General features: G+C 67.6%; 14 protein-coding genes and 4 pseudogenes. 8 read left to right on the top strand and 10 right to left on the bottom strand.

The window, feature by feature from the left end; translation table 11 throughout:
• Nucleotides 1-115: 115 nt before the first annotated feature.
• A complete protein-coding gene (locus ACZ3H8_RS39575; protein WP_467410063.1) occupies nt 116-247 on the bottom strand; it encodes a hypothetical protein in 132 nt (43 codons plus the stop codon).
• A 116-nt stretch (nt 248-363) separates the two neighbouring features.
• Here ACZ3H8_RS39575 and ACZ3H8_RS39570 point away from each other — a divergent pair, with 116 nt between their 5' ends.
• Nucleotides 364-1,146 (top strand): methyltransferase domain-containing protein, encoded by a 783-nt coding sequence (locus ACZ3H8_RS39570; RefSeq protein ID WP_467410062.1) that lies wholly within the window; start codon nt 364-366, stop codon nt 1,144-1,146.
• Nucleotides 1,147-1,434: 288 nt separating this feature from the next.
• On the opposite strand, the pseudogene ACZ3H8_RS39565 reads toward ACZ3H8_RS39570, so the two are convergent.
• Nucleotides 1,435-1,686: pseudogene (locus tag ACZ3H8_RS39565) on the bottom strand (DUF6197 family protein); the annotation flags it as partial.
• A gap of 318 nt (nt 1,687-2,004) precedes the next feature.
• Nucleotides 2,005-2,217 carry a hypothetical protein gene (locus ACZ3H8_RS39560; protein ID WP_467410060.1) on the bottom strand — a complete coding sequence of 71 codons (213 nt, stop codon included), beginning with the start codon at nt 2,215-2,217 and terminating at the stop codon, nt 2,005-2,007.
• Nucleotides 2,218-2,389: 172 nt separating this feature from the next.
• On the opposite strand from ACZ3H8_RS39560, the gene ACZ3H8_RS39555 reads away from it, so the two are divergent.
• The gene (locus ACZ3H8_RS39555; protein WP_467410059.1) at nt 2,390-3,064 is read left to right on the top strand and encodes a hypothetical protein; all 675 of its coding nucleotides are present in this window, start codon (nt 2,390-2,392) and stop codon (nt 3,062-3,064) included.
• Between the two features lie 467 nt (nt 3,065-3,531).
• Here ACZ3H8_RS39555 and ACZ3H8_RS39550 read toward each other — a convergent pair.
• Nucleotides 3,532-4,787 (bottom strand): annotated as a pseudogene (locus tag ACZ3H8_RS39550) (amino acid permease); the annotation flags it as partial.
• An 8-nt stretch (nt 4,788-4,795) separates the two neighbouring features.
• Between ACZ3H8_RS39550 and ACZ3H8_RS39545 the strand changes: the two are divergent.
• Both ACZ3H8_RS39545 and ACZ3H8_RS39540 read left to right on the top strand, forming a co-directional pair.
• A complete protein-coding gene (locus tag ACZ3H8_RS39545) occupies nt 4,796-5,239 on the top strand; it encodes a hypothetical protein (RefSeq protein WP_467410058.1) in 444 nt (147 codons plus the stop codon).
• Between the two features lie 47 nt (nt 5,240-5,286).
• On the top strand, nt 5,287-5,823 hold the full coding sequence (locus ACZ3H8_RS39540) for a hypothetical protein (RefSeq protein ID WP_467410056.1): 537 nt from the start codon (nt 5,287-5,289) through the stop codon (nt 5,821-5,823).
• 604 nt (nt 5,824-6,427) lie between these two features.
• Here ACZ3H8_RS39540 and ACZ3H8_RS39535 read toward each other — a convergent pair.
• Together ACZ3H8_RS39535 and ACZ3H8_RS39530 are read right to left on the bottom strand one after the other, a co-directional pair.
• A complete protein-coding gene (locus ACZ3H8_RS39535) occupies nt 6,428-7,162 on the bottom strand; it encodes a gamma carbonic anhydrase family protein (protein WP_467410055.1) in 735 nt (244 codons plus the stop codon).
• A gap of 687 nt (nt 7,163-7,849) precedes the next feature.
• Entirely contained in the window at nt 7,850-8,452 is a 603-nt protein-coding gene (locus ACZ3H8_RS39530; protein ID WP_467410053.1) for a hypothetical protein, read from the bottom strand.
• A gap of 817 nt (nt 8,453-9,269) precedes the next feature.
• Between ACZ3H8_RS39530 and ACZ3H8_RS39525 the strand changes: the two genes are divergently transcribed.
• Nucleotides 9,270-10,568 carry a tetratricopeptide repeat protein gene (locus tag ACZ3H8_RS39525; protein ID WP_467410052.1) on the top strand — a complete coding sequence of 433 codons (1,299 nt, stop codon included), beginning with the start codon at nt 9,270-9,272 and terminating at the stop codon, nt 10,566-10,568.
• A gap of 12 nt (nt 10,569-10,580) precedes the next feature.
• Nucleotides 10,581-11,225, top strand: a complete 645-nt coding sequence (locus ACZ3H8_RS39520) for a DUF7019 family protein (protein ID WP_467410050.1) — start codon at nt 10,581-10,583, stop codon at nt 11,223-11,225.
• A gap of 142 nt (nt 11,226-11,367) precedes the next feature.
• Here ACZ3H8_RS39520 and ACZ3H8_RS39515 read toward each other — a convergent pair whose 3' ends face one another.
• On the bottom strand, nt 11,368-11,985 hold the full coding sequence (locus tag ACZ3H8_RS39515) for a TetR/AcrR family transcriptional regulator C-terminal domain-containing protein (protein ID WP_467410047.1): 618 nt from the start codon (nt 11,983-11,985) through the stop codon (nt 11,368-11,370).
• A gap of 67 nt (nt 11,986-12,052) precedes the next feature.
• Here ACZ3H8_RS39515 and ACZ3H8_RS39510 point away from each other — a divergent pair, with 67 nt between their 5' ends.
• Complete coding sequence (locus ACZ3H8_RS39510) at nt 12,053-13,315, top strand: beta-ketoacyl-[acyl-carrier-protein] synthase family protein (RefSeq protein ID WP_467410046.1); 1,263 nt, start codon at nt 12,053-12,055, stop codon at nt 13,313-13,315.
• Nucleotides 13,312-14,313, top strand: coding sequence for an IS481 family transposase (locus ACZ3H8_RS39505; RefSeq protein WP_467410045.1), 1,002 nt, complete (start codon nt 13,312-13,314; stop codon nt 14,311-14,313). Before ACZ3H8_RS39510 ends, ACZ3H8_RS39505 begins: the two co-directional genes overlap by 4 nt.
• A 29-nt stretch (nt 14,314-14,342) precedes the next feature.
• Here the strand turns inward: ACZ3H8_RS39505 and ACZ3H8_RS39500 are convergent.
• The 3 genes and pseudogenes from ACZ3H8_RS39500 to ACZ3H8_RS39490 all read right to left on the bottom strand — a co-directional run.
• Nucleotides 14,343-14,495: pseudogene (locus ACZ3H8_RS39500) on the bottom strand (IS701 family transposase); the annotation flags it as partial.
• Nucleotides 14,496-14,730: 235 nt separating this feature from the next.
• Nucleotides 14,731-15,309 (bottom strand): annotated as a pseudogene (locus tag ACZ3H8_RS39495) (nSTAND1 domain-containing NTPase); the annotation flags it as partial.
• Nucleotides 15,306-16,466, bottom strand: coding sequence for a serine protease (locus ACZ3H8_RS39490; protein ID WP_467410042.1), 1,161 nt, complete (start codon nt 16,464-16,466; stop codon nt 15,306-15,308). The gene ACZ3H8_RS39490 and the pseudogene ACZ3H8_RS39495, both read right to left, overlap by 4 nt.
• Nucleotides 16,467-16,875 lie beyond the last annotated feature (409 nt).

Raw genomic sequence — 16,875 nt, 5'->3', positions numbered from 1 at the left:
TTGGACGCATGGGGTGAGGACTTGGACCTGATGCGACCGCAGTAGGAGCGCGCCGCGGGAGCTCCCGTACCGCCACTTTGGCCGCCGCCGACTGGCGGGCTCTGCCTGCGGGTAATCAGCTGTCGCTTCGACGGCTGGCGATGTAGTCGGTCCAGTTGCGCTTGACGAAGTTCGCCCAGCGCGTTGCGTTGTCGATGCTGGTCCCGGTGAGGGCAGCGAGGATCGAGGCGGGGACGTCACCTGTCAACGCGAGTCGGGCCGTGTTGCGAAGGCGTCGGGTTTCTCTTCTGGTTGCAGGTCCCGCCGCCTGGCACCGCTGTAATCGTTGTGCGTGCCTCTTGGACGTCTGCCATCCTCGCTCCCATGCCCAGGTTCGAAGATCTTGTCGCCGAGGGGGAAGCCGTCCCGACGGAGGGCTGGGACTTCTCGTGGTTCGCCGGACGCGCGACCGAGCAGCGCCCGTCGTGGGGCTATGCGAAGCTGCTCGCGGACCGGATGTCGAGGGCCGAGGCCGCTCTCGACATCCAAACCGGCGGTGGGGAGGCGCTGGCGTCCGTCCCAGTTGCCCCGCCTGTGGTGGCGGCGACGGAGTCATGGCAGCCGAATCTGGAGATCGCCCGGCGCAACCTGGCCAAGTTCCATGCCACCGTCGTCGAGGTAGAGGATGCGGCCGACCTGCCGTTCCCGCCGGATCACTTCGACCTGGTCGTCAGCCGTCATCCCGTGGTGACCCGCTGGGACGGGATTCGCCGGGTTCTGCGCCCGAACGGCACCTACCTCTCCCAGCAGGTCGGCTCAGGCTCGGTGCGAGAACTGACCGATTTCATGATGGGTCAGCAGCAGGCTTCCACTCATGCGTCCCGAGACCCCTTCTTGACGACAGCCGGCACCAGTGCGATAGAGGCCACGGCCAGTGCGGAAGCGGCGGGTCTGGAAGTCGTCGATCTGCGCCAAGAAGCTCTCCGGATCGACTTCCACGACATTGCGGCAGTGATCCACTTCCTGCGCAAGGTCATATGGATCGTCCCCGACTTCACGGTGGACGCGTATCGCGATCGTCTTGCGGAGCTCCACGACTTCATGGAGCGCCATGGGCCCTTCGTGGCGTACTCGCAGCGCTTCCTGATCGAAGCCCGGAAAAGCTGACCGACGTGTCATGCCTGCGTGGGGTCGACGCCGAACAGTTCTGGGTGGCTGCGCGGACGTGATGGATCGGAGTCGTCGATGTGATGCCGAATAGCCGCATGAGGTGGACGGGGTCGGCGGTCTCGCGGGCTTCGTCGCCTCCGACTGTCTGCTCAGCAAGGTCAGACGTCGGCGACTTCCCGATTCCCGCATGGGCTGGCAAGTTACTGGTCCAGCTCGCGGAATCTGCTCGGCGGCCTGGTCGAGCATTCGCATCGGGATGCGGCCGCTGTTCCACGCGTCGTTAAAGGAGGGCACGGAGTCGGCGTCGCCGAACTGACGGCGGATCGCGTTCATCAGGACCTCCAGGCCGTGCGACTCCAGGCTCTGATCGCCGCGAGCTTCGGCGTGGATCGCGCCGTACAGGCAACGGGCGCCCTCTGTATCGACCAGGGCGCCGCTGCACCAGCCGCCGGTGCCCAGCCGATGGTGGGCGCGCTGCAGCAGCGCGGCGACCGGGGTCGGGTACGGGCCCGGCAGCGGCTGGAGGGTCGGGGTCATCGGGACGGTGACGACGACGCCCAGGTCGACCGGCTCGGTGGGGATGTGCGCGGTGTTGACCTCGTAGGCGACGGCGGCCTGGTCCAGGGCGACGGTCATCGCCGCGTTGATGAGCGTCAGGCGGTCCTCGAGGGACAGTTCCGCCGGTGATGCGGCAGCGGTGCTGGTGGGGTGCTCTCTGGCGGGGGAGAGTGCGGGATGGGACATCGCAGGCTCCTACGAGGAACGCCGAAGGGCAGCCGCCGGTGATGTCCGGCGGCCCTTCGGCGTAGTGCAGCAGGGGAGTGGAGTGGGCGGCGCTAGGCCGCTGCTTTCGGATCACCTTGCGGCCCACATGAAGATGGCGCCGAGGTGGAGTCCGGCTTGGTAGATGGTGGCGGTCTTGTCGTATCGGGTGGCGAGGCCGCGCCGCTGCTTGAGTAGGTTGATGCCGCGTTCGACGGTGTTGCGCCGCTTGTAGACCTCACGGTCGAAGGCGGGTGGTCTGCCGCCGGTGCGGCCGTCGGCATCGATGAGGCTGCCCCTCGCCACGCAACCATCTGGGCTCCCTATGGGTCATGTACGTGTTTGGTTGCTGACGTAGGAAGGGCGGGAGCGGGTGTCCGGAGGGATGGTGAGTGTGGTGGCCGCAGTACTGGTCGCGGTGCACGGGACGGCGGTTGCGGCATCGCCCAGCCCGTCACCGCCGCCCGAGGAACCACTCATGCAGTGCCCAATGTCGTGGGCGGAGAAGGTCGACCATCCCGACCGGGACGACGAGCCGGACAGCTTGTTCGACTTCGCTTTCATCGGAGCGCCTCAAGCCATCGTGTCAGGTAGTGGCTGGCACACCTTCCGTGTGCGGCTCACAGACTTCGAGCCGGCAAGGGAGCAGTACCGGTGGGATCTGGATGTGGTGGATGCCAAGAACCGGTCGCGACACGTCAAAGGAGCGGGGGTCGAGTACAGGGACGCACAGGGCCGCTGGCAGGCCGTGACCTGGACAGGGCTGCACGACGCACCGGACTTCCTGCGTCCCCGCCTGCATCCAATCCAACCGTACACACCGCCGCCTGGTTCCATCGCCGAGGACCGGGATGGGCTGCCGGTGATCACCCTCACCTTGCGCGTGAACGTCGGCGCCGAGGCGGGAACCGAAGTGGCCTTGCTGGAGATGTCCGCCGGGAAGGTCGAGATGGCCTTGGAGTGGATGCCGACCTGCCTGGACATCGCCCGGTCCAGTGACCCCCACACCAGACCGCAGTCGGCCAGCCAGCCAGCCGCCAAGACAACCCGGGGCCCGCTACGGGGGTGGGGCCTTCCGCTCGCCGCCCTCCTCACTGGCGTCGTCACCGTTGCCGGTGTCCTCCGCGCCCGCAAACGCCGCCACCCCCGCTAGTCAGTTGCACACCTAGTCGGGGGTGTAGTTCAGCGCGCCGCAGTTCCAGCAGTCCCATTCATCGGGGAATCAATCGTCTAGGCGTAGCCCAGACCGACGTCGTCGCGAGCGTTCCCGATCCGCACATGGGGGACCTTTCGAGGCCCTTGCCTGAGACCGGGAACGGACGACGATCGCGGCTGCCAGTGTGTGTTCGACGAGTCGGCATGCCCGGGCGGCTTTCCGGGCCGGCCGACGGGGGCAGGGGATCTCGACGACGGCCTTGCCCAGGGTGCTGCCGACGGACAGGGCATGCTGGCATCGGCCGCGCGCTCCAGAGGGTAGGTGGCGCCGACGCAGTGAAACGGCCGACGACGGCGCCCTCTGTTCGAAACGCCGTAAAGCGGGCCAGGGGACCGGGCCCGCCGACCCGGCCGGGACCGGCGGTCGGGCGCCCCTGCCCGCGGTCCACGCCGCGGCCGGTCACGTCACAGCTGCTTCGGCGTAGCCCTGCTCTCCTCCTTCGCCAGGTTCGACTTCCGGTACGAGTACCCGAAGTAGATCACCAGGCCGATCAGGAGCCACACCACGAACCGGAGCCAGGGCTGCCAGGCCAGGAACGTGATCAGCCAGAGTGAGAACACGACACCGGTCGCCGGCACGAACGGCACTCCCGGGCAGCGGAAACTCCGCGGCAGGTCCGGCTGCCGGTAACGGAGCACGATCACCGCGATGCACACCACGACGAACGCGAGCAGGCCGATGTTAGTAGCTCCGCCGCCTCGCCGATCGGCAGGAACCCGGCGATCAGTGCCGACGCCACGCCGACGATCCACGTCACCCGCACCGGCACATGCCGCGTCGGGTGCATCTTCGCGAACCAGTGCGGCAGCAGCCCGTCGCGGCTCATCGAGAACCAAACCCGGGTCACGCCCAGCATGAAGGTGAACATCACCGTGAGGATGCCGATGATCGCGCCCACCGCGATGAGGTTTGCGAGACCGCCCAGCCCCACCGACTTGAAGGCCGTGGAGAACCCGTTCTCCGGATCGATCTCCGTGTAGTTCTGCATACCCGTCAGCACCAGACAGGCCAGCACGTACAGCACCATCGAGATCGCCAGCGAGTAGATGATCGCCCTCGGCATGTGCCGCTGTGCGTCCTTGGACTCCTCGGCTGCCGTCGACATGGCGTCGTACCCGAACACGGCGAAGAAGACGGTCGCAGCACCCGTGAACGCCCCGCCGACGCCGTACGGGAAGAACGGGTTGTAGTTGGACGTGTCGATGTGGAAGAAGCCGATGATGATCACCAGCAGGACGACCAGGACCTTCAGCACCACCACGACCGTCTCGAACCGGGCCGCGTTCTTGATGCCGAGCGTGAGCAGGTACGCGGTGAACAGACACAGGATCATCGCGAACAGATCGACCTCACGCCCCCCGCTACCCCCATCGCACCGAGGAGGAAGCCGAAGTAGCCCGAGATTCCGATGGCGACCACCGCCACGATCGCTGTGTACTCCAGCAACTGGTCCCAGCCGATGAACCAGCCCGCCAACTCGCCGAGCACGGCATAGCCGTAGGTGTACGCCGAACCCGCCTTCGGGATCATGCCCGCGAACTCGGCGTACGAGAAGGCCGCGGCCGCGCTCGCCACGCCCGCGATCAGGAAACGAGACGAGCACCGCAGGCCCGGCCGTGCCGTTCGCGACCGCCCTGGCGAGGGCGAAGATTCCGGCGCCTGGTCCGGGTGCTCGCCGGCCACGTGCACAGGTCCATCAGTGCATCCTTCGGCGACACCATGCTGGCGATTGCGCCCAGTACCTACCGCCAGAGCGAGCTGTGCATGCGCGCCGACCGCATGATCGGCTACCTGCACGAACCGACCAGCTTTCTGCTTCACCTGGTGACCGACACGGGATGCGTCACGCACACCGTGCCAGTCAGCCATGCCGCCGCGCTGACCGGCGGGTTCCAGGATCGGCCGAACTGCCAAGACCCACACCGGGTTTCGGAACCCCGGTGGGAATCGCGGATGTCAGTGCGGTGTTCCAGAACCCCGGTGCACGTCACCAACGTGATCTGCCATGAGGCCGACGACGTGTGGGGACGCAACCCATCACGGCACCGCACGAACCCTCGGAGGTTAAAACTCAAGCTAAACGAGTTTCTGCAGCCTGCCACAGCCGAATAGCTCCAGGACGAGGGCGTGGGAGAGCGTCCGACTGGAATGAGGTGGGCATGGACGCGGCACTGGTGGGGGCAGTCTGCGGGTTCCTGGGCGCTGCAGTGGGAGCAGCCGTCGGCTACTTCGGACCGCTTCAGGTGGAGCGGCGCCGACAGCAAGCCGAGCGGAACATCAGGGCGGAGAACCAGGCCACATTGGACCTCGACAGGTACGTTCGTGCCCGCGTCGTTGTTGATGTATGGCTGGATCTTCTCCGACGCGCACATCGCGACGCAGCGCTTCAGCGGCTCAGCCTCGATCAGTTCGAAGCAGAGGCCACGCGTGATTCGGAGGAGCTGCGACTGCGGCTGGCGGAACTCACGCACCTCAGAATTACGAGTGTAGGAACCCTGGACCTCTTTGGCATGCTCCGCACTGCAACGGATCGCATCATGAGGATCGAATCGCTGACCGGTGATGAGAGGCATCGAGACTTACTCCACGTTCAGGAACGCATCGAAGCCTGCGTGGACGAACGCAACGCTTGGGCACTGTCCCTACTTGATCGTGTCAGCCGCCGGACGGGCCTGGAGCTAACACCGCTCGCATGACAGGACCGCCCCTCCGGGCCTCCAGGGCCAGCACACACGACAATGTGCCTCAGCGGGATGGGACCGGTGGCGGCCGCCGTGACCCGTACTCCATATCAGGAGAGGATCGCTGAGGTCCGGCGCCGGTACGCCGCCCTGGCGGACGAGATCCGCGGGGCCGTGCGTGAGCGACGAGGCCGCCGCCTACTTACCCCCCCCGCGGAGCAGAACAAGCGCATCTTCCAGGAGCGGATCGTTTCCCCAGCTTCTGTCAGGGCGCACTCCTCAGGATGTCCCGACCGTGGTGTTCCTGGTGGGCAGCCCGGCTCGGGCACGAGCCGGATCGGCAACCTGATCGCCCCGACGCGATCGCCTAGCTCCTCCGCCTCGTGAGTTCCCTGGCCGGGGCGTGCGGGTGCGGTTCAAATGGGAGGAGGCCAAGCCGGTCCGAGTGCTTGACCTCAACCCGCCCTCCGGGGCTTCCGCGCGCGCCGGGCCGACTATGACCGTCACTCGCCGACGGCAAGGTGTCGGTGGCTCGCCGCAAGGCCGATCGCGGCACTCATCACGGCTCGCCTGGTGGATCCGCGCGGTGGACGGCAGGACCGAGCTCCTCCAGCAGGGCTCAGATCTGTTGGTCGTTGCTGTGGCGGCCGAGGCCGCGGCCGAAGCGTTCGGAGATGGCCGGCATCAGGCTCTCGCCGTCGGCGGGGCGGTCCAGGCCGAAGACGTAGCCGGGGAAGTCCAGATTCTTCTGCACCGCCCAGATCCCGTCGTGGTCCTCCGGCGGAAGGACGCGCACCGGGTCGCCGACGGCGATCCAGCCGATCGGCACCATCGAGCCGGCGGGCAGCACGGTGCGCAGATGCACGATGCCGTTGATCCGCACCTCGGAGCGGGTCCCGATCAGTGCCCCGTTGAAGACGCGGCTGCCGGTGGCCAGGAAGACCTCGTCCTCGACACGGCAGCCGGTCAGGTAGGAGGTGGGGCCCACCAGGACCTGCCGTCCCAGAATCAGCGGATCCCGTCGGGTACCACGCAGGACCGCGTTCTCCATCACGATGCAGCCCTCGCCCAGCTCCACTGGCCCGCCCTCGGCAGTGAGCACCGCACCGAACAGGACTCGGCACCCGGCCCCCACCCGCACGTCCCCGCACAGCGTGGCGGTCGGAGCAACATAGGCCGTGGGGTGGACCGTCGGCGAACAACCTTCATGAGCGATCAGCATGGCCGCGATCATGCCGCGCCGCACATCATTCCACCAGGCAAGACCCGCGCCGGGCTTGGCCGAGTACCGGCGAGACGCCACCGAGGCGTACGCCACGACCTGGCTGAGCTGAGCCGCACCGGCCACCGCCACGGAAACAGGCGAGGAAGGCCCACCTGCCCCCCACAGGCGGGGTCGAGCGTGTCCTGATCTGGCGGCTCATCCGTTTGTGTGACGAGGGCGCTGAAGGCGAGCGGAAGGCGATCAGGGGATGGTGCGGGGCGCTCGATTTCGCCCAACTCCGTTGTGACTTCAGTCACTTCAGGCGTCGGGTCTCTTGGGCGGTCCGGGCCCAGGTGTTTGTTTGCCCTGTTCAGGAGGGCTTTGTGGATGAAAGTTCGAGGCACGGAATTACGTACCGTTCCCAGTCGTGATCACCGAGCGCCCTCCCGCCCCGGCCGCGACGGCCCCTGGCAGCTCAACTATCGCTTCAGGAGCGCGGCGGGGATGCAGGACTGGTCGTACTGGCTGGGCACGTTCAACATCGCCTACGGCCCGGCGAACACCGAGGTGTTCCTGTCCACGCCCACCGTGTTCGTCGACGAGCAAGGACCGCTCCGATAACTCCGCCGTGAACGCCGACCACGGTCTCGGTGACGCTACGTCACCGAGACTGCACCCCGTCGATCGTCCTCACGGCATTTGTGCCTGATCCCCGAAGAACCCAACACAGCCGTAGCGGTAGCACCGGTTTCGGTTCAGGTCTCTGGCAAACAACCGGTTGTGTCAGCCGCCGCTGAGTGTGCTCGGCAACAGCACCGGGCAGTGACCTTGTCGTGGTCAGAACACCTGGCTGGGCCCGCTGTCGGTGGCTCTGACCTTCTCGGGCAACATCGGCCCCTTGTCCTTGTAAATGTTCTGGCACTCGTAGCTGGTGGGCTGGTTCAAGGGCACCAGCACGGCTTCGGGAATGGCGTTGCAGCGCACTTCGTCCGCCGAGCTGTTGCCGTAGAAGTAGCGCACGATGCCGTCGCGGGTGAGAAGACCTTTGCGGGGAACGGCCGTGTACTGCACCACGGAGTCCGACCATTCGGATGCGTCGCCGATGTGCACATCCCACGTCAGCTCTAGACCGCTGTAGGTGCTCGTGCAGCTCACCTCGGTACCGCTCTTCGACCCCAGATCCTTCGGGCATTCCGCGGTGACCTTACCTGCGGCCGCAGCCATGGCACGGGTCTTACGACGCAGCTCCCACTCCAAGTTCTGACTGAACGTGGCATCGGCGGCCGTGGCCGGCTCGTCGTCCGGCCGCGGAGGCGGCTTGGGCACCTTGTGCGGCAGCAAGGCAACTGGCGGCGCCGCGTCGGCGGCGGACCCTCCGTCCGAACACCCGGTGATTGCCAGGCCCATCACACTGACAGCAATAACGATCTTCATCCGCATGGCCGCCACTCTACCGAGCGGTCAGCCAGCATTTGGCGGGCCTATCCCCGCCAACAGGGGGCCCGCTGGGCACAGTCGAGTCTCGTGCTCACGCTTCTGGAGGCGGCCCCAGCCGGTCCCAGGGCGATGGTTCGCTGGCGGCTGCTGGGGTCTTGCTCGTGCGGGGTCAGTAGGTTTCTCCGTACGTGCGAGGGGCGTTCGGGGCTGCCGTCGGGATGGTCGTAGATCCAGGACAGTCCGTAAAGGGTCGAGCTGCTGGCGTGCTCGGGTGACGGCCACGTGGGCGAGCCGGGACTCGGCCAGGCTCAGGTCCGGCGTCCGCGTGGCAGCCCTGTCCCCGGCGGCGACGATGCTCCCAGCTCCGCGTCCCAACCGTGAGCTGGCAACGGGCGGCCTCCCCCTAGCGGCCGTCTGCTCCGGCCTGAGCTTGTTCTCGTCTTCGGGTGTCGAACAGGGCCGTCCTGTCGCTGATCCTGAGCAGTCGCATCGGGTGGAGGGGCCGGCGCTCTCGTGGGCTTCATAGGGGATCCGGTCCTATAGCAGCTGCGACAATTCACGACTCCGAAACGGTGGAAGCGAGACTCCGCGACACTGCAGGCGGCACTCGAGGCTCTGTCGATATCACCGTGGCCACCGACCACGCTTACGTGCACGCGGTCACCGTCCTCCTCTGCCCGCCACGTGCCCGGCCTGAGGTGGGCCCTTCACAAGACATCCGGCCTGCGCGCCCGGACGGCTTGGTGAGGGGCCGGCTCCGCGGGACACTGGTGTCTGCCGGAGAAGGGGGGGTGGCCCCCTGCCGGACGAGGGGGCATCCATGCCGGAACTCGACCTGGTGCACGACCTGCCGGAGGACTTCGAGGGCAGAACGGTGGTCGTCGACGGGTGCATATACACCATCGGCGCGTATCTCGGCGAGGGCGCCGACCGTGTGACACACCTGCTGGTCAACAGCCGTTCCGGTCTGGCCCTGCACGTCATCAAGATCTTCCGGGAGCAGGCAACGGCTCTGGAACGCGGCACGATTTTTGCGGAAGGGCACCGGGCGCTGTGGCAGGAACCCAAACTCAGAAAGGTCCTCATGCACCAGCGGCTGCTGGAGCTGCACGGTGGGGTCTTCGAAATGCAGGACAACGCTGGCGACTGCGGTGGACCGTTCGCACGAGAGGTGCTCGACGCGGCGTTGGTGCTGCTCCGGGAGGAAGATTACGACGCCGCACACGCCGCCTATACGAAGATCCTGAGAGAACACCCCGCGCACACCATCGCGCTCACCAATCTGGCGGGCGTCTTGCTGGCCCAGGGCCGTACGGACGTGGCCCTGGAGGTGACGCATCGCGTCCTGGCCATCGAGCCCAACTACTGCGACTACTACCGCTACTGCCTGTTCGCGGCGGCGCACGGGCAACTGCCGCGGACCGTGCTGGACATCGCCGAGCGGATGAAGCGAATCTTCCCCTACCACTGCGCGGACGACGCCACGCTCGTCGAGGCGCATCTGGATTGCGGCGAGGTGGCGAAGGCGCAGGCCCTGGTGGAGTCGACCCCGCTGGACCTGGACGCAGAAGGGCCCAAGGAACTCACCCAGCATGTAAAGGAGTTGGGGTACGCCGAGCGCGCCGCGGCCCCGGTGCTGCGGCAGGCCGCGGAGGCGCTGCGGGACGAGCGGTATGCCGAGGCCGCACAGCTGCTGGAGCGGGCGTGCCGCATCCACCCCCACAGCCCCTGGTCGCGAGCCAGCTATGCCTATGTCCTGCGCCGGCAGGGGCAGTACGAGAACGCGGCGGCCCTGCTGCTGAGCCTGCGCGACATCGTCGACGCCGGTAAGTTGCCAGCGGTCTGGTTCAACGCGGGCCTGGCCCTGCTGCAGGCCGGCCACGCGGACCCGGGCGCGGCCCTGGTTGACCAAGCCGTCACGCTCGCCGTGCGGCTCACCGAGGGCGAGCCTGAGGAGAACGACCTGCCGTGCGTGGGCGTGTGGATGGAGCAAGGAGCCCTCGTCGAGGATCCTGTCACCACCACATACCCGCTGCTCAAGCAGCTCCTGGACGGCAGCCCCCACCTCAGGGCCCCCTGGGTCCTCGCCCAGTACGAGCGCCTGATTCCCTCTGACTAGAAGGCGGCGGGTATGCCTCTGGAGTACTTCTGCTACGTGTCCCGTGCCAAGGTCGACAGCCTCTACGAGCAGCTCGACCCGAAGGCCTACTACGAGCTCTCCGAGACGCAGACCAAGCAGGTCGACGTGACCGTGTCGGCCCACGCCAACTGGGGCATCGGGCAGATCCTGTCGCTGTTCAGGGCGGGTGGATCGTACGGCCGCAAGGGCGTGCTGCAGCGCGACAGCAAGCTGAAGATGGGGTACGTCGAAAAGCTCCGTAAGGTCCTCGCCGCGCTCGCCACCGAGTCCGCGATCCGGCCGATCACCGCGCTGGACGGCGCGGGGGTGGTGGGCATGTACTACCACTGCACGGGCCTCTTCCGGGTAGCGCAGCCGTTGACGGACCCGCACACCGACCAGGTCGTCACGCTCGTCTGCGACGTGGGCGGAAGGCCGCTGCTCCTCGACGCGTCGCTGCGCTACTTCAGCGAAGGGCCGCAGCCTGACGGGTCATTCAACATCAATTCCAGCAACCACCGCTTCTTCTCCGGGGACCTCCCCCTCACCATGAAGACGGTGTTCCTCCTGCTGCAGGCGTCCCCGGAGCGGGTCGTGGGCAGTCCGCTCTTCCTCCAACTGGCGCTGGCAGAAGGGGATTACATCGTCCTGCTCTAGCTGTTGCTGGCAAGCAGGTTCTTGACGCCTTGCTCTAGCCGCAACAGTGGAGTTCGTCGGCGACGGCGAACATGCCGACCGCGACAAGGCCACCGTCGGGCGGGAACCGCGGACGTCGTCGCCGCAGGCCCCTTCGACTGAGCTAGCCGCGCTCGGGTTCGTCGTGGATGGTCAATGCTCCGGCGAGGTCTAGGTCGGCGACGGTGCCGTGTGCCCCGGCGCGGACGAGCAGCACTGCGCCGAGCGCGGTGCTCCAGAACGTCCTGGCCTCCACGTCGAGCGGTCGACGGGCCCTCCAGCCGCGAGCGTCGATGAGCTGGCTCACGAAGCGCTCGGATTGCCGGAATAGCAACTGGAGGTGCCGGTCGACCACGGGGGCGAGTTCGGGCTTGGAGATCCCGGCTGCGAGTGCTCGCGCGACTGATGGGAGCGAGGGCAGAGACAGTACGGCGCGGGCGATGTTGCGCCGAAATGTCGCCGCATCGGGGGCTTGGCGACCGATGCGCTCCATCCGTCGGGCGTCGTGCAGCAAGCCGAGAAAGGCGGCGTGCACGATCAGCGAGTCCTTGGAGCCGAAGTAGTAGGTGACTTGATTGGGGAAGACGCCTGCCGCGTTCGCGATCTCCGCGACGCTCACGTCAGTGCCGGGCCGCTCCTTGCAGAGCCGTGCAGTTACCTCAATCAGCCGGCGCCTCGTCGCGCGACCGCGGTCACGCGACCGAGCCGACGTTGATCGAGCTTCGGTTCGCTTCTTCTCCACACCCAAATTGTATGTGATACAACAAGGCTTTGTTTACTTGTATCGCATACAAGAAAGGTTGAAGGGCATGCACCGGACTGAAGTCGTTGTGACCGGACTCGGCGCGATCACACCACTCGGTGGAGACGTGGAGTCCACCTGGAAAGCCCTGCTTGCCGGCGAGTCCGGCATCCGCGGCGGCGTCCTTCGTGGCCAGGAGGATGCCGGCCTTCCCGACACCTTCGCGGGGACGATGGCGATCGACCCTGCCGAGTCGCTGCTGCCGGTGCAGGCCAGGCGGCTCGACCGCTCGCAGCAGGCAGCCCTCACCGCAGCGGCCGAAGCCTGGGCCGATGCCGGTGCCCCGCGGGTGGACCCTGACCGGCTTGCATCAGTGATCGGCACGGGCATCGGGGGCATACGGACGCTGCTGAAGGAAGACGACGTACTGGAGGCGGCCGGGACGCGGCGCGTCTCGCCACGTACGGTCCCGATGCTCATGCCCAATGCGGCGGCGGCGCTGATCAGTATCGAATACGGCGCACGGGCCGGGGTCTACACACCCGTCTCGGCGTGCTCTTCCGGTGCCGAGGCGATTGCCCTGGGCGCCAGGCTCATCCGTGCCGGCGAGGCGGACGTGGTCATCGCGGGCGGGACCGAGGCCGCGATCACCCCGATCACCGTCGCCGGCTTCGCCCAGGCACAAGCACTGTCGCGGCACACCGCCGAACCCGCCTCAGCGTCCCGGCCGTTCGCCGCGGACCGCAGCGGATTCGTCCTCAGCGAAGGCGCCGCTGTCATGGTGCTCGAAAGCGCCGAGCACGCCAGCGCCCGAGGCGCGCGCGTCCACGCGGTACTCGCGAGCGCCGGCATCGCCGCCGACGCTCACCACATCACGGCACCCGCTCCCGACGGCTCCGGTCAGATCTCGGCCATGCGGAAGGCCCTCGCGCAAGCCGGCTTGGCTCCCGAGCAGATCAGCCACATCAACGCCCACGCCACCGGAACTCCGGTCGGCGACGTCGCCGAGGCACACGCGATCAGGGAGGTCTTCGGCCGCGCCACCGTGACAGCCCCCAAAGCGGCACTCGGTCATCTCTTTGGCGCGGCTGGTGCGATCGAGGCGCTCATCGCCGTCCTCAGTGTGGAGCACGGCGTCATCCCGCCGACCCGCAACCTCACCGCGGCCGGCGTCGGGCCTGACATCGATCTCGATGTCGTCGCAGAGCGACGAGACGTCCCCCAGGAGGCCGTGCTCAGCAATTCCTTCGGCTTCGGCGGACAGAACGTCTCACTCATCGTCACCGGCGCACGGCACCACGCGTCTCGTACGGACTCGACGACACCATGACCCACGCGAACGCACCATTGTCCGTGGAGGGGCGCCGCCGGTTGATCGAACGTTGCAAGACTCGTCCGATCGCGCATGTCGCCGCAGAGATGGGGATTTCCCGAGCAACGGCGTCGAAGTGGGTGAACCGGCACCGGCGATACGGCGAACTCGGGTTGGTTGATCGAAGCTCGACGCCGCACCATCAGCCGAGCGCGACACCAGTCGACGTGGTTACACGCATTGAGGAGATGCGGCGTGCTCACAAGTGGTCGGCCACTCGCATCGCCCACGAGCTCGCCGGCGACGGGGTTGTGATCTCGCGCCGCACGGTCACCCGCCACCTGGCCGCCCTCGGTCTGAACCGACGGAAGTTCATCGACCCCAACGGCAAGACCAACCGAGAGCTGCGGACGATCACTGCTCGACGGCCCGGCCACATGGTGCACGTCGACGTGAAGAAGGCCGGCCGGATCCCGGACGGTGGTGGCTGGCGTATCCACGGTCGCGGAAGTCAACAGGCAAAGGCAGTCGAGCGCCGCAAGGGCAAGAGCGAGCGCGGCGGCTACGTGTACCTCCATTCCGCCATCGACGGGTACTCCAGGCTCGCCTACACCGAAGAGCTCCCTGACGAGAAGGCGGCCACTGCCGTCGCGTTCCTTCACCGGGCGCGAGTCTGGTTCGCCGCCCACGGCATCACCCACATCGAGCGAGTCGTGACCGACAACGGTGCCTGCTACCGCGCTGACGCATTCGCTCGGGCCCTGCTCGGGTCACGCCACCAGCGGATCACCCCGTACACGCCTCGACACAACGGGAAGGTGGAGAGATACAACCGCATCCTTGCCGAGGAGTTCCTCTACGCCCGCGCATGGCTATCCGAAGACCAGCGTAGAGAAGCGCTCGCGATCTGGAACATCCACTACAACTTCCACCGCCCCCACAGCGCCGCTGATGGAGAACCTCCTGCGTCGCGGCTACACCAAGGCGTCAGTAATGTCCTGGCCTCCTACATCTAGCGGTGGTTTGTTAGACCGGGCAGTAGAGATCAAGAGGTCTGCCGGTGGCGACGGCGTCGATTATGGCCTGGAGTTCGGTGGGTGGGGGCTGGGGTGTCCAAGCCCGCCAGTAGCGTCGCAGCGTGTTCCAGGGCACCAGCCAGCCACGGACGGCCCGGATCGCCCGGGGCCAGCAGGCACGGTGAGGACGGCCAGGGCCCCGACAGCTGCCCGTTTGATCCGGACCCGTCGGCGGCTGTGGTGGTAGCTGAGCTGGACGTAGGCGCGTTCCTCGGCGGAGATGTCTTCTGGATGTCGGTGTCCTGCCAGCCTGTGGCGAGCGGTCTCCAGGTCGGTGCCGCTCAGCAAGCGGGCGGTCTCACGGTGCTGTTCCTGCCAGCGGCGCAGGTCGGTCCGCAGTTGTTCCTGCCAGCCGCGGAAGTCCCGCGACTCTGCCAGCCATTCGCGCAAGCGGGGCCAGTGCGCGGTAAGCGCCTCGTGCGCCAGATCCACAATCTCCTCCTGCTCGGTGCCGCCAGGAGCGCGCGAGAGGACCACGAGTTTGCTGGGGGCGAGCTCCCGTGCCAAGCCAAGGAGCTCGGGGGAGAGGTCGGCGGTGCGGGTGGGCCGGCGGGCGAAGCTGTCCCCGTCGGGCCGGGCCAGTTGCACAAACAACCGGCGCACATCCTCCTGGTGGGTCTGCGGCATCCCGTCGAGGACATCATCCGCGTACCCGACGAGCGCCGCCGCGACACCGCCCAACTCGTCATACGCGGCATGGGTGAGCATCGAGCGGGTCTGGTTCTCCCACAACTGCGTCAAGGCGAACTGCACCAGCGGCATCCGCCCGGGCTCCTCCCCCGCGTCCGCGACGATCCGCTCCGGCAGCCCAGGTTCGAACCACACCCCCGGCATCGTCTCAACCGGCGCCGTCACAGCCTTCTCCAGGTCCCCGGCGTCAAGCGGTGCGAGGAACTGCACGCCCTCGCTGACGAGGTGAGAGGTGCCGGGCGTCACCAGCGCATCGAGGGAATCGGGCCGTACCGTCGCGACGACCCGTAACGCAGCCGCCCCTCATGGCCCGCCAAGGCGGCAAGCAGCTCGAACAAGACACGTGCCGCGGTGCGGTCGGCGCCCGCGTACTCCTCCAGCTGGTCGACGAACACGACATGTCCCGCCGCCTCCGCGCGGTCGAGGATCCGGCGCCGCAGCTGGGCAGGCACGCCCTCGCCACCCTCCAACAGCTGCGCCAGTGCCTCGGCCTCGGCCAGCCGCTGAACTTCCGACGCCCCCGGCTCCAGCACTTCCATCAGCGCCCGGGCCAGCACCGTGGCAGCCGACACCCCGGGCACGGGCCGCAGCTCGGACACGGCCATGCCGCCGGCCCGCAGGAGCGAGAGCACCCCTGCCCGCACCAGGGACGACTTCCCGCATCCCGACGGTCCGGCCACCAAGGTCACCGGCCGCCGCCGCACCGCCGCGCAAACGCGGGTGACGTCCCGGTCCCGCCCATGGAAGAACTCGGCATCGTCCTCCGTGAAGGCGGCAAGCCCCTTGAACGGAGAACGCGACGGCACTATCTGGTCGTCGACCAGCTCGGCCGACGGCAGCAGATACGCAGTGCGTTCGCCCCGGTGCGCAGCAACCGTCATCCCGACGACGCCGTCCTGCACCTCGTCCCAGACCGGCGAACCGCTGAACCCCTCCGCGATACGCGGCCCCGGATCGTGCGCCTCCATCTGCACCCACCCCGAGCCCTGCCCGTCGCGGAGCGTGCCTGACGCCCAGATGCCGCGGTCAGCCCCGGACGGGAAGCCCAACGCCCGGAACGTGTGCCCCCACACGGCGGTGCCGTCGGCCAGCGGCACCGGCCGCGCGCCCTCGACCTCCGTCTCCAGCCGCAGCAGCGCGACGTCCTCCCCGCCCCGCCGCCAGGACACCACCCTGGCCCGCGCCCGAGGACGGCCGCCCAGCAGCGGAAAATCGAGCTCCACAGCCTCGTTGGGCGCTTGCTCGGTGCCGTACGGCACACCCAGCGCCCGGGAGACGACATGGGCGCAGGTACACACCACATCCGCGGCAACGAGGAACCCGGCGCCGACCACCTCACCACCGGCCGAGTAGATCCTCACCTGCGATGCTTGCAGGACGCCGCTTCCCCGTACAGCAGCCATGGCCCCCTCCGGAGTCCCCCGTGTCCTGCGCATGCCGACCCACCGCACAACACCCCGCACTCAGCATCCCCTGAGCAGCACCCCCACACAACTCACCCTGCACAGACAGCTCTTGCCGCACACCCCCGGGCACCAACGCGCTCCCGGAACATGCCCGCTGCTCCGCCCCAGCCCCGTACCCGCCGCCCGGTCCGGCGGGCGGCGGGTACGACGGAAGGGTGGTGTCTCCATGGGCGGGTCAGGCCTGTTGACGATCTTGAAAACCGTCGTGGCGGCAACGTCGCCACGGGTCAATTCCCACACTCTGCGTACGTAGCCTGGGATCAATAGTCCAGTGTGGGGAACCAGTTGCCGCGGCCGGCGGGGGTGAGGTCGAGGAGGTTCCATACGGGGGCGAGTAGGTCTATGC

Source organism: Streptomyces sp. NPDC002868 (assembly GCF_055563295.1).
This window is presented reverse-complemented; position numbering and strand designations above follow the sequence as displayed.